Origin of the sequence: Vibrio sp. 10N.286.48.B8 (assembly GCF_003050085.1) — a bacterium.
Lineage (GTDB): Bacteria > Pseudomonadota > Gammaproteobacteria > Enterobacterales > Vibrionaceae > Vibrio > Vibrio crassostreae.
Genome location: NZ_PIGD01000023.1, coordinates 38,542 through 54,286, shown reverse-complemented (window position 1 = coordinate 54,286; position 15,745 = coordinate 38,542). Strand labels below are relative to the sequence as shown.

Annotated in this window: 14 protein-coding genes; 6 read left to right on the top strand and 8 right to left on the bottom strand. The window is 44.4% G+C overall.

Translation table 11 applies throughout. The features are described from left to right. The 3 genes from CWO08_RS20605 to CWO08_RS20595 all read right to left on the bottom strand — a co-directional run bounded on the left by CWO08_RS20605 (position 1) and on the right by CWO08_RS20595 (position 2,868). Positions 1-975: an HlyD family secretion protein gene (locus tag CWO08_RS20605; RefSeq protein WP_048659461.1), complete on the bottom strand. Its 975-nt coding sequence runs from the start codon at positions 973-975 to the stop codon at positions 1-3. A 3-nt stretch (positions 976-978) separates the two neighbouring features. Then, positions 979-2,427, bottom strand: coding sequence for a TolC family protein (locus CWO08_RS20600; protein WP_102431178.1), 1,449 nt, complete (start codon positions 2,425-2,427; stop codon positions 979-981). Positions 2,428-2,640: 213 nt separating this feature from the next. Then, positions 2,641-2,868 (bottom strand): hypothetical protein, encoded by a 228-nt coding sequence (locus tag CWO08_RS20595; protein WP_009846577.1) that lies wholly within the window; start codon positions 2,866-2,868, stop codon positions 2,641-2,643. Positions 2,869-3,485: 617 nt separating this feature from the next. Here CWO08_RS20595 and CWO08_RS20590 point away from each other — a divergent pair. From CWO08_RS20590 to gnd, 5 genes are all read left to right on the top strand, one after another. Next, complete coding sequence (locus CWO08_RS20590) at positions 3,486-5,138, top strand: sensor histidine kinase (RefSeq protein ID WP_108021004.1); 1,653 nt, start codon at positions 3,486-3,488, stop codon at positions 5,136-5,138. Between the two features lie 69 nt (positions 5,139-5,207). Next, complete coding sequence (locus CWO08_RS20585; protein WP_019820707.1) at positions 5,208-5,903, top strand: response regulator; 696 nt, start codon at positions 5,208-5,210, stop codon at positions 5,901-5,903. Positions 5,904-6,313: 410 nt separating this feature from the next. After that, complete coding sequence (zwf, locus tag CWO08_RS20580) at positions 6,314-7,816, top strand: glucose-6-phosphate dehydrogenase (protein ID WP_029405316.1); 1,503 nt, start codon at positions 6,314-6,316, stop codon at positions 7,814-7,816. Beyond that, positions 7,813-8,529 carry a 6-phosphogluconolactonase gene (gene pgl / locus CWO08_RS20575; RefSeq protein WP_102530507.1) on the top strand — a complete coding sequence of 239 codons (717 nt, stop codon included), beginning with the start codon at positions 7,813-7,815 and terminating at the stop codon, positions 8,527-8,529. Before zwf ends, pgl begins: the two co-directional genes overlap by 4 nt. Positions 8,530-8,558: 29 nt before the next feature. Beyond that, on the top strand, positions 8,559-10,007 hold the full coding sequence (gnd, locus tag CWO08_RS20570; protein WP_108021003.1) for a decarboxylating NADP(+)-dependent phosphogluconate dehydrogenase: 1,449 nt from the start codon (positions 8,559-8,561) through the stop codon (positions 10,005-10,007). 126 nt (positions 10,008-10,133) lie between these two features. On the opposite strand, the gene CWO08_RS20565 is transcribed toward gnd, so the two are convergent. Continuing rightward, positions 10,134-11,294, bottom strand: a complete 1,161-nt coding sequence (locus tag CWO08_RS20565; protein ID WP_108021002.1) for an HD-GYP domain-containing protein — start codon at positions 11,292-11,294, stop codon at positions 10,134-10,136. Positions 11,295-11,685: 391 nt separating this feature from the next. Here CWO08_RS20565 and CWO08_RS20560 point away from each other — a divergent pair, with 391 nt between their 5' ends. Next, positions 11,686-12,099, top strand: coding sequence for a VF530 family DNA-binding protein (locus CWO08_RS20560; protein WP_102431182.1), 414 nt, complete (start codon positions 11,686-11,688; stop codon positions 12,097-12,099). Between the two features lie 146 nt (positions 12,100-12,245). Here the strand turns inward: CWO08_RS20560 and CWO08_RS20555 are convergent, their stop codons facing one another. From CWO08_RS20555 to CWO08_RS20540, 4 genes are all read right to left on the bottom strand, one after another. Then, positions 12,246-12,437 carry a hypothetical protein gene (locus CWO08_RS20555; RefSeq protein ID WP_017066914.1) on the bottom strand — a complete coding sequence of 64 codons (192 nt, stop codon included), beginning with the start codon at positions 12,435-12,437 and terminating at the stop codon, positions 12,246-12,248. Between the two features lie 215 nt (positions 12,438-12,652). Beyond that, on the bottom strand, positions 12,653-13,411 hold the full coding sequence (locus CWO08_RS20550) for a sulfite exporter TauE/SafE family protein (RefSeq protein ID WP_108021001.1): 759 nt from the start codon (positions 13,409-13,411) through the stop codon (positions 12,653-12,655). A 192-nt stretch (positions 13,412-13,603) separates the two neighbouring features. After that, the gene (locus CWO08_RS20545; protein WP_108021000.1) at positions 13,604-15,124 is read right to left on the bottom strand and encodes a tripartite tricarboxylate transporter permease; all 1,521 of its coding nucleotides are present in this window, start codon (positions 15,122-15,124) and stop codon (positions 13,604-13,606) included. Between the two features lie 10 nt (positions 15,125-15,134). Next, positions 15,135-15,635 carry a tripartite tricarboxylate transporter TctB family protein gene (locus tag CWO08_RS20540; protein ID WP_102479901.1) on the bottom strand — a complete coding sequence of 167 codons (501 nt, stop codon included), beginning with the start codon at positions 15,633-15,635 and terminating at the stop codon, positions 15,135-15,137. Positions 15,636-15,745 lie beyond the last annotated feature (110 nt).

Here is a 15,745-nt window from a genome sequence, read left to right as displayed (position 1 = left end):
CTAAAGTTCAACCACTAGGCTCATGCCCATACGCAGTGTTTCGCTCGTGTCGACAGGGTGCGCTTCTACTTCAAAAGTACGTAAGTCGAAACCTTGTGCAGCGTCTGTTGAACGCCAAGTTGCGAAATCACCCATTACAGCGATGTGTGTGACTTGGAAAGTTAATGATTTATCCAGAGCCGGTAGGTATGCCTCAAACTGACTGCCTTTCTCGAAATGCTTAAGCATATCTTCACGCACATTGAGCACGGCCCAAGCATCCTTGGTGTCGATGACAGTCACAACAGGGAATCCTTGTGGTGCGAGTTCACCGCTGCTCAATAGAACTTGAGACACTTCGCCATTAAACCAGCTGTGGATCTGTGTGTCTTTTGCGTAAGCTTCAACTTCCGCCACTGCGCCCGCCGCCATTAACGCTTTTTGAGCGGCTGCCACTTTGGTTTCGTCACGAGCACCTTCTTGCGCCAATTGATACATTTGGAACGCAGCACTTTCGGTGTACTTCGCTGCTTGCCATTGAGTTTTCGCTTCATCACGCTTCTGCTCGGCAACCACACCATCGTTGTAAAGGTTGTTTACACGTTGGTAAGTTTTGTCCATGAGATCGGCAGCTGCTTTGGCTTTTAACCATTGATCTTTAGCTGCTTGAATCTGTTGAGTACGCGCGCCATTCTCGGCTTCTTGAGCTAATGCCCCCGCAGCTTTCTGACCGGCTTTTGCTTGTTCTAGCTTCGCATCAATTTCAGGGCTAAGAAGAGAAAAGATCAATTCGCCTTTTTCAACCGAATCGCCTTTACGCACGAATATTTCATCAATTCTGCCAGGCACTTTCGATGAGATACTGTATTGCTGTGCATCGATTTGACCTTGAAGCTTAACAGGTTGAGGTTGATAAGCTTGGTAAAAACTGTATCCGACCCAGCCAATAATGCCGATACCAACTATAGATAGAAGAAGGGGCTTAATAGGTTTCATGAGTTATCCTTTTGACTGGCTAGCGGTGTCTGTTTTTGAGTCGAAATCAGACGTAACAGAAGAAGTTAAGTAACTTGAGTAAGCATTCATTTCGCTGGTAAGCGCCAAAAGCTTGTTGAGAGAGATAAGATATTTGAATCGAGCAGCAGATTGCTGTGTCTTAATGCTCGCAAGATATAGCTCGGCATCAACCACTTCTAATGAGTTAGAGAGACCTTGTGTGAAGGCTTTTTTACGAAGCAATAGGTTTTCCTGAGCCAAAGACAAGCTTGAGTTTAGGCCTTGAACCTCTTCAATCGCTTGGTTTGCTTCAAGGTAGGTCTTTTGTACCAATACGGTTAAGTCTTGTTTGGCTTGCGACTTAAGGAATTGAACCTGCGATACGGCACTGTGAGCCGCAGCGACTTTGTCGGAACGGCCTGAAGTGTCAATCAACGGCACATTTACACCAATACCAACTAACCAATCGGGTTTCATTTCACTGGCTAGAGAGTCATCTTCATACAGGCTGTAGTCACCGTAAAGGTATACCTCTGGGTAGTACTTACCTTTCTCGGCTTTAATTAAGCTGCTTGCTTGTTTCTCTTTTGCATCAAGAATTTTAAGGCCGGGGTAGGTCATGAGAGTTTGGTCAATGAACACGTCCATATGAGGCAGGTTCTTATTGATAAACAGTTGCTCTGAGGGTTCTACACTTTCATTTTGACCAAGGATCTGAGTCAGTGCTAGTTGAGCAATCTTGAGATCGTTCTGAGCTTTCGTGCGCTCTACAATCGCTTTATCTAAAGAAGCATCGGCTTGTAGGCGTTCTACTCGTGCGATTTGCCCTTGCTGTTCAAGCTTGATTGCGAAATCACGGTGCTGAGTTAAGCCTGTTTCGACGGCTTGACGCGTTCTCACGACGTCTTCCGCTAAGATCACAGAGAAGTAATATTTACTCAAGTCTTCGTAGCGAGCTTGCTTCTCCATCAATAACTGGCTCTGCGCTTCTTCGCTTTTACCTTCTGCAGCATTTTGCGCAGCGGTAATTCGTCCGCCAGTAAAGATAGGCCACACCGCACGAATGGATGAGCTGAAGATATCTTGCTCGGTAATCGTGGAAGTAATCCCACCAAGCGCACTGATAATTTGAGGCGGCACGGGAAGACCAATTGAAGGTACGCCACTTAGGCTATCTGCGAACTGTTCGCCATTGATAGTCACATCACTATCAAGGTGAGTGTAGTTCGCGCCAAGCGTTACAGAAGGCAGGTTAAGACTTCCGGTTGCATTTTGAAGGTGTTGATAACGCTCAACGTTAGCTTGTTGAGCTGCAAGAGAGTTATTGTTCTCTTGGAGTATTTGCCACGCCTCAGAAAAAGTGAGCGGAGCAGCATAGCTTGGCGAGCTGATAGCACCGATAAGAATACTGGCAATCGCAAGGCGTCGGAATGTCGGTTTGGTCATCTGCATTAAATACCAAATTAGAGTATTAGCTCTAATGTTAACAGGGGGATAATCATTTGTCTTGAACAGATTACCTCATATGAACAATTAGCATAGCCGCTCGTTAATATAATGTGAATGCTATTAAGGGTTTAATTGTTGTCGACATAGAAACAAAAAGAGCACGATAACGCGTGCTCTTTAAGTTCAGTATAGAAGTGTTTTACAAAATGAAGCGGCTTATTTAAAGCTAGGACAATGGTGATCGGCGCGCCATACCAATTGTCTTGAACCTTGCATTGTTTGTAATAAATCTCTACCTGACATTTGCGGGAATGCTAACAACACCTTGAGATCGAGAGGGGAGGTGCCATCTTTCTCATAGGCTCTTACGTGAGTAAAAGTCGATTGTAAGTGTTTGAACAGCATAGTCTTAGTAAGACAAATTCCAAAGTTATCGCGTTTCATTGCCTGGTTTCCTTTTCAACAATGTTTATACGTTATGTTTTTTATCCTGTTTCTATTGGACGTTGCCACTGATCGATACTTCCTGCTCATCAATGCTTTGTTATTGGGTGCTGCTTTTATCAGTCACCTCATCGTTGTCTGGCTAGCCGAGTGTGAAATAGCGATGGATGAATAGGGGAGAATACTTAATCCGTTTGTCCATCACTCGTAATGGCGAGCGAGTAACTTTTACTTATCGATACGTCCAGTGAGTGAAGAGTTGTTGCCTTTCTGTTAACCGAAATTCCGGCTTAAAGCGCTGTCTTAAAATTGCAACGTATAGCTTGGCAACAATAAACTCCTTCATATGCAACCATTATAATTGTATTTATTTTAAACAACCTAAAAAACACCTAAAAGCTTAGTGATCTAGCTCAATATTTATTCGTTTATTTTGGTTTTTAAGCTAATCCGTTCTAAAAGTGAACGATTAATCGAAATGAACAACGTAAAGGATTATCAATTAACAATCTGCTCAATTATTTAGTTGAGTAGCAGTCACAAATTCACGTCCCTAGAAAGGTCATGCGATTAACTTGGTGTTAACATTGCTCGTCTAACACTAGGGACGGTGGAATATGAAATGGAGCAGTATCAGTTTCCGTAAAAGGTTACTGATTATCATGACGGTCACTGGCCTCGTTGAACTTTTGATTCTTGCAGCGGCTGGTTTTTATTACATCAAACAATCTCAAGAGCAAGAGATGGGTTTGAAAGCGTTAGGTGTTGCTGAATTTTTATCTGAATCGCCGCTTGTCACCAGCATTATTCAAGAAAATGGAACCTTGGATCCTAATGGCGTTCCCTACGTTCTGTCTGAAGAAACCCAAGTTAAGTTTCGTAACCTTACTCAGCTCATTGGTGCTGCGTTTATTGTTGTCGGTGATGAGAAAGGCATTCGCTTAATTCACCCATATGACGACAGGTTGGGGAAACCCATGCGCGGTGGTGATAACCAAAAAGCACTGGTATTGGGTGAGTCTTATGTGTCGACAGCCAAAGGGTCGCTTGGTTTTTCAGTTCGTGGTAAATCCGCGGTAAAAGACACCCAAGGTACCGTTATTGGTGTGGTGTCAGTTGGTTACTTATTGGATTCTTTGCAAGATCGAATCGAACCTTACTTAGCCTTTTTGATTGTGATGGCGTTGCTGGTGGTTGCGGTCAATGCTTTGATTTCGAGCTATGTATCTCGTCGTTTTCAGCGCGCTATTTTAGGCTTTGAGCCTGAAGAGATAGGCCGACTGTATGTTGAGTTAGATGTAACCATGAGTACCGTGAAAGAGGGTATTCTGAGTATCGATAAGCATGGCATTTTACGGTCAATTAATAAGAGTGCCTGCGATATTTTATCGATAGACAGAGATAAAGCACTCAATCAACAGCGCCTTTCTGACGTATTGCCCGGTAGTGATTTAGAGCAACTGCTATCAACAGGCGATACCGACCACGACGTTGAGTTGTACTTAAACAATAAGCGAATCATTGCTAACCGAAGCCCGATTATAGTGGCTGGTGAGGTGGTCGGGGCGGTGTCCAGTTTCCGATTGCGAGACGAGATCAACGATTTAACAGACCAACTCTCACAAACTAAAGAGTATGCAGATCTACTCCGTTCACAAACCCATGAACATCAAAACAAGCTTAACACCATCAGTGGCTTGATCCAGATGGGCGAGTTGGACTCGGTACAACAACTGATTGGCCAAGAAACAGAACATTATCAAAGCCTTATCGAGTTCTTGCGTGAAACTGTTAAAGACCCGCTCATTGCAGGTATGCTCCTTGGTAAAACGGAGCGTGCGAGAGAAATTGGTTTAGAGCTCAAGGTCGAAGAAGGCTCAAGACTTGAAGCGCTGCCTAGCTGGCTGAATGCGGATGACGTTGTCACCATTCTTGGCAACCTGATCGATAACGCCTTTGACGCCACTATGACGGCTATTAAGCAAGAAGGGCAAATTGCTCCGGCTCGTCGGGTGATTGAAGTTTCAATCAGTGATTTTGGTAATGAAATTATCGTAGAAGTAGAAGATAAAGGGTGTGGTTTACCGAAAGACTTGGCCACCAAAGCACTCACCGAAAAAGGCGTATCGAGCAAAGCGAAGCAAAATCGCGGTGTAGGTTTGTATCTGATAAAGCAACTGGCAGACCGATACCAAGGGCAGCTGGAAATGGTCGACAACCACGATTTTGGTACACGAATGACGGTTTATTTACCAAAAGAAGAACAATAATAATTAAGCACGAAGTGATCTTGCGAAGATCATCGTGACGGAAAAAGCATGGTTAAAGGAAGAACATAAATGAACGCAATCACGAGAGTCATGGTCATTGAAGATGATATTGCGATTGCAGAGCTGCACCATCGTTATTTAGAACAGATGGGTGGCTTTGACGTGGTCGGCATTGCCACCACACAGTCTGAAGCGCTTATGCAATTAGACATCTTAAAGCCTGATTTGGTTTTGTTGGATGTATATCTGCCGGACGGGTGCGGGCTCGATATTCTCAATCACGTTCGCGGCAGCAATCAAGGCTGTGATGTTATCTTGATTACCGCGGCACGCGACGTCGACACTTTGCAGCAAGCAATGCGTGGCGGAGTGGTCGACTATCTACTAAAACCTGTAATGTTTCCTCGCTTGGAAGCGGCGCTGAAAAAGTACCAATCACAGCAGCAAGAATTTGAAAGTGTGTCGGATTTGAACCAAGGTTTGGTTGATAAAATGCTGCAAGCCAATGCGAAAGCAGACTCGGCTAAAGTATCGACGTTACCTAAAGGAATCGATGGTGTAACGCTCGATAAGATTCGTGCGATATTTCAACAAGCTGACGCGACGAATATTACGGCTGATGAAGCGGGTGAGCGCATTGGTGCAAGCCGAACCACAGCCAGACGTTACCTAGAATTCTTGATCACGACGGGTGAGTTAGTCGCGGACTTGAATTACGGTACTGTAGGTCGCCCGGAACGCTGCTACAACAAAGCGCAAAGATAAACACGACACCATCAAAATAAATATAAAGCCAGTTGAATAAGCTGGTTTTTCCTTTCTCTCCCTTTCCCATTGCCCACTCCGCCGACCAGATACCGTTCTTTCTTGATTACAATGTTTGAGAATGCCGATTTGCTTCTCCCTCGGTCCTAATGAACTGAGCTATCGATTAGAATTTGTTCGAAATAAGTCAATATTTAATCGATTGCTTTCACAGTGGTTGATGTAAATCAAATAGTCATAGACAATACTGTCCCGAATAGAGGTGATAGCTTTCACCCTCGTTTACCAAACGCATTCTCAAATTTAATAGGCGCTTACTATTGATGTAATAGTTAAGACCTATTATCTATTTTCGTATGTCGCTGATACCTTTGGCGAATACTAAAAACCTTGTTTTTATAGGAAAGATGATGGTAATACCTGAAAACAGCAGCATCGTTATTTTTGGTGCGTCGGGAGATCTAACTTACCGTAAGTTAATTCCTGCTTTGTACCACTTGTATGCTAGCAATCAACTACCAGAATCCTTTGCGATTCTTGGAGTGAGCCGTACTGAGTACAGCGATGAGTCTTACCGTGAGAAGCTGAAGAAGTCTCTTCAGGAAATGGAAAAAACTGAGCCAGAGACGCTGAATGCATTTATTGAACATCTGCATTACCAAGCGATCAACACTTCAGATGTAGACGACTACGCTCGTTTAGCACAACGTCTAGATAAGCTTGAGCAAGACTACCAATTTGAAAACCATAACACACTGTTCTACTTGGCAACCCCTCCAAGCCTATACGGTGTTATTCCAGCAAACCTTGCTGCGCATGGCCTGAACGATGAAACGAACGGCTGGCGTCGTCTGATCATCGAGAAGCCATTTGGTTACGACTTAGCTTCTGCTCAAGCGTTAGATGAAGAGATCCATCATCACTTCCAAGAACACCAGATCTACCGTATTGACCACTACCTTGGTAAAGAAACGGTACAAAACCTTCTAGTGCTTCGTTTCTCAAACGCGATGTTTGAACCATTGTGGAACCGTAACTTTATTGAATACGTTGAAATCACAGGTGCTGAGTTCCTTGGCGTTGAAGAGCGTGGCGGATACTACGACGGTTCTGGCGCTGTTCGTGACATGTTCCAAAACCACCTGCTACAAGTGCTAGCAATGGTGGGCATGGAGCCGCCTGCACAAATTAACGCTGATTCTATTCGTGATGAAGTGGTTAAAGTGCTTCAGTGTCTTAAGCCTCTTGAGGAAGAAGATCTGCGTAAAGATCTAGTCTTAGGTCAATACACAGCGTCTGATGTTCGCGGCCAGCATTTGCTTGGTTACCGTGAAGAGCACGGTGTAGCGGATGATTCTCGTACCGAGACTTACATCGGCTTGAAAGCTCACATCAATAACTGGCGTTGGAATGGTGTTCCTTTCTACGTACGTACAGGTAAACGCTTACCAACACGTGTGACTGAAATCGTGATTCACTTTAAGAACACGCCACACCCAGTATTTGGTCAAGATGCACCAGAGAACAAACTGATTATCCGTATCCAACCGGATGAAGGAATTCAGATGAGTTTTGGTTTGAAAGAGCCGGGCGCAGGCTTCAAAGCAAAAGAAGTGAAAATGAACTTCTCTTACTCTGACTTGCCTGAAACTCAAATGCTAACGGCTTACGAGCGTCTTCTTCTTGATGCACTAAACGGCGATGCAACTCTGTTTGCTCGTACCGATGCAGTAGAAGCTTGTTGGAAGTACGTTCAACCAATCTTAGACTTCAAGCAAGATCCTCAAGCGCTGTTTGGCTATGCTTGTGGTACTTGGGGCCCACAGGAAGCGGATGAACTTCTGCAACGTGATGGCCGCGCATGGCGTTTCCCATGCAAAAACTTAACAGACACGGATTACTGCGAACTATGATCAATCACAAGATCTTTGCAACGCCAGAATTGGTCGTTGAAAACCTAGCAAACGAAATGAAAGCGTACAGCGAGCAGGGTAAACCTGTTCACATTTCATTGTCTGGTGGCAGCACGCCAAAAATGCTTTTCAAGCTTTTAGCTCAAGCACCATACGCAGAAGGTATTCAATGGAATAACCTTCACTTTTGGTGGGGCGACGAACGTTGCGTTGGACCAGACGACGTTGAAAGCAACTTCGGTGAAGCGAATACGTTACTTTTCTCAAACGTGAACCTTCCAGCAGAGAACATCCACCGCATCCGTGGTGAAGATGAGCCTAAAGCAGAATCAGAGCGTTTCGCAAAAGAGATGGCAGACGTAATCCCAACAGAAAACGGCACGCCAGTTTTCGATTGGATTCTGCTGGGTGTTGGCGCAGACGGCCACACAGCTTCACTATTCCCGGGTGCAACCAATTACCAAGATGAGAACCTGTCTGTACTGGCTTCTCATCCGGAGTCTGGTCAAATCCGTGTTTCTAAAACAGCGAAAGTTTTAGAAGCAGCAAAACGAATCAGCTACCTAGTACTAGGTGCAGGTAAAGTTGAGATCGTTAAAGAAATTCATACAACTCCTGCTTCAGAGCTGCCTTACCCGGCAGCGAAAATCCAGTCTAAAACTGGCGAAACAGAGTGGTTCCTAGATTCAAATGCAGCAAGTGCTATCGCATAAGTGCGAATAGCCGCAAGGAGATATAAATAATGAAAGGTGATATCGGTGTAATTGGCCTAGCAGTAATGGGTCAGAACCTTATCCTAAACATGAACGACCACGGCTTTAAAGTTGTGGCTCATAACCGTACTGCTGCTAAAGTAGACGAGTTCCTAGAAGGCCCAGCTAAAGGTACTAACATCGTTGGTGCTTACTCTCTAGAAGAGCTAGTTGAGAAGCTAGAAGCACCACGTAAAGTGATGCTTATGGTTCGTGCTGGTGACGTTGTAGACACGTTCATCGAAAACCTAATCCCACTTCTAGACGAAGGCGACATCATCATTGATGGTGGTAACACTAACTACCCAGACACTAACCGTCGTGTAGCGCATTGTCGTGAGAAAGACATCCACTTCATCGGTACTGGTGTATCTGGTGGTGAAGAAGGTGCTCGTTTCGGTCCTTCAATCATGCCAGGCGGCGCGGCTGAAGCTTGGGAAGCGGTTAAGCCAATCTTCCAAGGTATCTCTGCAAAAACTGACGCAGGTGAGCCTTGTTGTGACTGGGTTGGTAACGACGGTGCTGGCCACTTCGTTAAAATGGTACACAACGGCATCGAATACGGTGACATGCAGCTTATCACTGAAGCATACCAGTTCATGAAAGATGGCCTAGGTATGTCTGCTGACGAGATGCAAGCAGTATTCGCTGATTGGAACAAGACTGAGCTAGACAGCTACCTAGTTGAAATCACTGCTGACATCCTTGGCTACAAAGATGAAGACGGTGAAGCGCTAGTTGAGAAGATCCTAGATACTGCTGGCCAAAAAGGTACGGGTAAGTGGACAGGTATTAACGCACTAGACCTAGGTATCCCACTAACTCTAATCTCTGAGTCTGTATTCTCTCGTTGCCTGTCTGCTCTTAAAGACCAACGTGTTGAAGCTGAAGCTTTGTTTGAGAAAACAATCACTCCAGTTGAAGGTGATAAGCAAGAGTGGGTTGATGCACTACGTCAAGCTCTACTGGCTTCTAAGATCATTTCTTACGCTCAAGGTTTCATGCTAATGCGTGAAGCGTCGAACGAAAACGGCTGGGACCTAAACTACGGTAACGTAGCACTAATGTGGCGTGGTGGTTGTATCATCCGTTCTGCATTCCTAGGCAACATCCGTGATGCGTACGAAGCAAACCCAGACATCGCGTTCCTAGGTTCTGACGAGTACTTCAAAAACATCCTACAAGGCAGCCTAGTAGCATGGCGTAAAGTAGCAGCGAAATCTCTAGAGTCTGGTATCCCAATGCCATGCACGATTTCTGCGCTATCTTTCCTAGACGGTTACACAACGGCACGTCTACCAGCGAACCTGCTTCAAGCTCAACGTGACTACTTCGGTGCTCACACTTACGAGCGTACAGACCGTCCACGTGGTGAATTCTTCCACACAAACTGGACTGGTACTGGCGGCGACACTGCTTCTACAACTTACGACGTATAATCGTTAGTTAGAATCAGTTAAGAACGTGTTTGTTCTTTAAGCTGTAAATAGAAAAAAGGATGCCAATGGGCATCCTTTTTTATTGGTTTGCGCTCTATTCGATCTAGATAACAAAGAATTTATATCTCAAGCCATCATGGGCTGGGGTTTTACATCGTCGTTGTATTGCTCCCGAATTGCCATAAAGCCGTCTAGGTTCTGTTTAAGCGCCTCAACACATTCAGGGTCGAACATCGAACCGTTGTGCGCTTCAATGTATTCCATGACTTCATCCAGTGACCATGCGTGTTTGTAAGCTCTTTTGCTCATCAGCGCATCAAACACATCCGCGAGCGTTACAATTCGTGCTTCAAGTGGAATCGCAGTATGACTCAGACCATCAGGTAACCCAGAGCCATCAAATCGCTCGTGGTGATGACGCACAATATTCTTAATGAACTGAATTTCATCAGAACACATAGAGCAATGATGGGAGAGGGACACCACATCGTTAATCATCTCTTCACCATATAAGGTGTGATTATTCATGATGGCTCTTTCTTCTGCTGAGAAACGATCGGAGCTGAATAACACGTTATCTGGGATTCGATATTTTCCTATGTCGTGGAAGGGTGCGTATAAACGAATACGATGAATGAACTGATGTGTGATTTCATTATTACTCTCGGACATCGTTCTGGCGATCTGTTCACTGTATTTTCCCATGCGAATCAGATGTTCTTTGGTTTCAGGGTCGCGAGCGTGTCCCATGTTTAGCGCGATGGCTAATGACGACTGAAAGTGACGTTGCCTTTCAAACAGTTGAACAAACAAACTCGAGATAAGTTGAGAGATGTAGGCAATATCACACTGGATATATTCCTTAGCAAAAAAGCCCGTTGACGATGCATTGATAAACACGAATCCAAGATTACTTTCTTGATAGTGAATAGGCGTTGTATAGCTGCTTTGGTGTCCAAGCTGAAGTAAGTGTGAAATTTGCTTGGTCGGTTTGATTGAGGCGAGATCGTGGATGATTCGAGTGTCGAGAGATTCAGCCATTCGAGACAAAGCTGATTCTGGTTTAAGTTCTTGTTCTACGTATCGATGTTCTGCTTCTTGGCACAGCGTGTCTGAAACGAAGTAATTCGATGCTCTGTTTTCGCTGCATAGTACAACGGAAAGCCGAGATAATATGGGGTAATGTTCGCGAGCTAGCCGGAAAAGGTCATCAACAATGGCGATAATGTCCTTATCTTGAGCGGCTACTCTGTTGAGCTGGGAGTAGTCAAACATGTTGCAAGCCAACCTTTATTTATAGTTATATCATTGTTTATTCGGGGTTATTTGTTGTTTTTAGTATCGTTATTAAAAATAGCATTGCGTTCTGATAAAATGCAATATCATTATGAAATAAATGGTTATTTCATTGTATTACCTTCATTTTTGTTAACTGGTACTTTTGTAGGTTCCGGAATCTGAGGAAAGGGAGCGAGCTTGATGATAATTCAGGCGTTAAGTGACCATTTTGAAATTAAATGAAAAGATAAATAGGATAACGTACATGCTTTATGCCATCATAAAGGCATAAATAAGGGCAATGGATGTAATGCCTAAGTGATTGAGCTAGAAGCGGTCAGTGATGACGGTGCTCTAGAGTATATTCAAGGCCGTGAGCTGCCTTGAAAAAGGTAATGTTATGACTGAAGAAGAAAGAATCGAACTGCAACAAAATAACCCTCTACACGGCTTAAAGCTTGAGACCATGATCACTGAGTTAGTCGATCATTATGGTTGGGAAATTTTGGACGCAGCAATGCGTATGAACTGCTTTAACACAAAGCCAACTGTAGCAAGCGCTGTTAAATATCTGAAGAAGACGGAATGGGCTCGTGAGAAGGTTGAAAACTTCTACCTTTACCGTTTTAAGCGTATGCCTAAAGCATCAGACATCGAATACCAGATGCCTCCGCGTTCACGTACATTCCGTCATGGTTTAGAACCTCGTGAGCCGATGGAATTAACGGTTGAGTCTATCCAGGCTTCTCAAGCTAAAGCGGCTTCTGCATTTAAAGCTCGTCGTGGCGGTAACGGTCGTAACTTCCGTCGTTAATAAGAAGCCGTCGTTAGAAAGAGGCGTCATTAATAACGCCGTCTAATCAGCTAAAGCGATAAGCATAAAAGACAAAAGGAGCCTAAGTGCTCCTTTTTTAACGTGTGTACTTTATTCAAGCGTGTAATGCCTGCTGTACTTGAGTCTTAAGCTTCGCGGTTCTTTCTTTGATTCTTCCAAAGATCGGTGACATAAACGATGGCACTGATAAGTAAGAATAGCGCTGACACAGAAAACAGAGCGGGCATTTTGAGAATCCACGCGAATGTGGCAGCAAGAAAAGCGACAAAGCAAATGAGTCGACTTGATGACATGACATGACCGAGTTTAATGTTCATAACGCCTCCTAATGAAGTATCACTTTCGACAGGAGAATTATCCCACCTTTGGCAAAATAAAGGCTAAAAAACAGTCTAAATTATTATCAAATTTACTAATTAAAGGACTCGTCTCACATATATAGCTATGGCTATTTTATAAGCAGCAAAATAGCAAAATAGTGAGATAGGAAATTTGAGAGTCAGTTTTTCCGCTATGTTTCCCAGTTAGAATACTAGTTAGTATAGAAAAAGTAAGCGGTGATTAAGAAACTCGCGATGATCACTGTGTTACGAACATAATGTTGTGGGATGCGGCGAGAGATTTTTGCTGAGTAATAACCACCAACCAAAGTTCCCATTAAAACGGCCATGCCTGATGGCCAATCAATCGAGCCATTTACGATAAAAAACACGATTGCCGCAATTGATGCACAAGCGGATACAAGCAGTTTGATGCCATTCATCACGTTGATATTGGTGTAACCAGCCAAAGCCAGGTAACTCAATGTGACGATTCCTAGTCCGGCATTAAAGTATCCACCATAGATACATACAATCAAAAGCAATAAAGCGGAAAAGAAGACGCCAGCGCTGGTGGCGTGTTTGTGTTTTGCTGTTGCTTGTTTCAGCCATTTATTGAGCGTGCCACCAAAGGTGAAAAGCAATGCCGCAAAAAGCAGTAACCAAGGTACGGATTGAGTAAACAATGCTTCTGGTGTGTGCAGCAGTAAGAAAGCACCTATGCCACCGCCAATCACACATAGAGCAATGGTCAGTTTAAGCTGTTTGGTACCAGATTGAACTTCGTGGCGCAGCGCATAAGCACCACTGATGTAGCCTGCACACGATGCAAAGGTATTGGTCGCGTTGGCTGCTATTGGTGGAACACCAGCAAACAATAGAGCAGGGAAAGTGATGAAGCTGCCTCCACCAGCAATAGAGTTAAGCACACCACCAATCACGCCTGACAAGAAGAGAACCAACCAATCCATAGTTTTAGAATCCAATACGTTAACTGATGAGTTACCTTACTTGAATTTGTTATGAATATCAGAGCTGTGCGTCTTGAAAGTGCGAGTTTGTGAGTTTGCTACCATCTTTAACTGTTGGTTTGAATTGACTAGCTAAATCAAAAAAGGAGCCAATGGCTCCTTTCGTTTAGGTTCAGTTGATTTGGTCGAGCTTTACACTTCTACTGGTTTTGCTCTAAAGCTCTTGAACAGCTTAATCAGAATCGGGCTAGACAGAACCAATACCGCCAGAATAGTGAAGGTCATGGTGATTGGGCGTTCCCATAGGAAGCTGAGTTCTCCGTCGCTGATCATCAGTGCGCGTCTTAAGTTCTCTTCCATCAAGCCACCTAAGATAAAGCCAAGCAATAATGGAGCGAGTGGGAAGTTGGCAAGCCTTAATGCTATTGCTGCCATCGCCACTAGTAACATCACAAATACGTCCATGGTGTTGAAAGATACTAGGTACACACCTGTGATTGAAAAGAAGATAATCATTGGCAGTAGAACCGTTCTTGGTACCGCTAATAGCTTAGAAATGTAAGGGATCAAAGGCAGGTTCAAGATAACCAGTACGATGTTGCCAAAGTACATAGAGATGATTACCGACCAGAATACATCAGGGTGCTCAACGAACAGACGAGGACCCGGTTGGATGCCATAAGCGATTAATGCACCTAGCATGATAGCTGTTGTACCAGAGCCCGGGATACCCAGCGTCAGTAGCGGAACGAATGAACCACTTGATGCTGCGTTATTTGCCGATTCTGGAGCAACAAGACCGCGAATACTGCCTTTACCAAACTCTTTCTGTTTGTCTTTCGGTGCAAGGCTACGCTCCATGCCGTAACTTAAGAAAGCAGCGATAGTTGCGCCAGCACCTGGAAGTACGCCGGTAAAGAAGCCTAGAATCGAAGAACGAATCGAAACCGGTGCGACTTCTTTGATCTCTTCTTTGGTCACTTTCATGCTGCCAATATCGGACATCTTTTTGCTTTCTTCAGCGCTGTTGTCTTGCTCAGGCTTAAGAATGCCCATTAAGGTTTCACCCAGTGCAAACGTTGCCATTGCTAATAATAGGAAGCTGAAGCCATCCATCAGATCCGTTAAGCCGAATGTGAAACGCTCAACGCCAACCCCTTTATCGATACCTACCGTTGAAAGCATCAAACCTAAGATAGTCATCATCCACGCTTTGATAACCTGTCCTGGGCCTGCAAACGCCGCTACAGCCGATAGACCTAATAGCATCAATGCAAAGTAGTCAGAAGACTGGAAGCTCAATGACACGCTTGCTAGAGCCGGAGCCGCAATTAAAAGCATGATCGCTGAAAGTGTACCGCCAGTGAAAGAAGAGTAAGCCGCGAGTGCAAGTGCTTTACCTGCTTGCCCTTTTTGAGCCATCGGGTAGCCATCAAACGCGGTTACTACCGTTGAAGAACAACCCGGAGCGTTGATTAATATTGATGACGTCGAGCCACCAAATACCGCGCCGTAGTACACACCAGCCATCAAGATTAAGCCAGAAGAAGGGTCTAGGCCGTAAGTGATAGGGATCATCAGAGCAATGGCTGAGATTGGACCTAGGCCCGGGAGCATCCCGATGAAGGTACCAACGAAACAGCCCACGATTACCATCATGATGTTCATTGGCATCACAGCGGTAGAAAGTCCTTGTAAAATTCCGTCTAACATAATGTTATCCCTACCAAAGAGTGAAGATTAAACCAGGCTCTAGGTAGATATCTAAGCCTTGAGTTAATAAAAGAAAGAACGCGATAACGAAAGGAAACGACGCGCCAAATAAAACAGTTTTACGACGCTCACCCAATAGGTAAAAGCCTGCAAGTAAGAAGAAGCTGGTTGCTAAAACAAAGCCAAGATAAGTCAGCCCAACACCGTATAGTGCCATTAACACCAAGAATCCAATCAGCAGTTTCCAGTTCAACGGCGTTGTGTCACATGTGACTTTCTTATCCGGTTGTCCTGTGATAAGCAGGATCAACGAAAGGCCAATGCCGATAAACGTCAACAGGGTAGGTAATGTTCTTGCTGTGAAGGGTTCGTACTCGTCACCGGGAAACAAAGGAATTAGCGTGGTTTGGTAGCCATAGCACAAGCACGCCAGCATAAAGATCATGGCTCCGATGCGATCCTTTGAAAGCAAAGATTCCTTACTCAGAAATTTGGTTGGTAAGTCCGACATATCCAACTCCATTTGGGGTGGTATAAATAGTAAAAAAGCCGTACATGAGCGAGTTAATGAAGAATGTCTGGGATCACTAACCAAAGGTAAGCGAATTACGGTACTGGTTT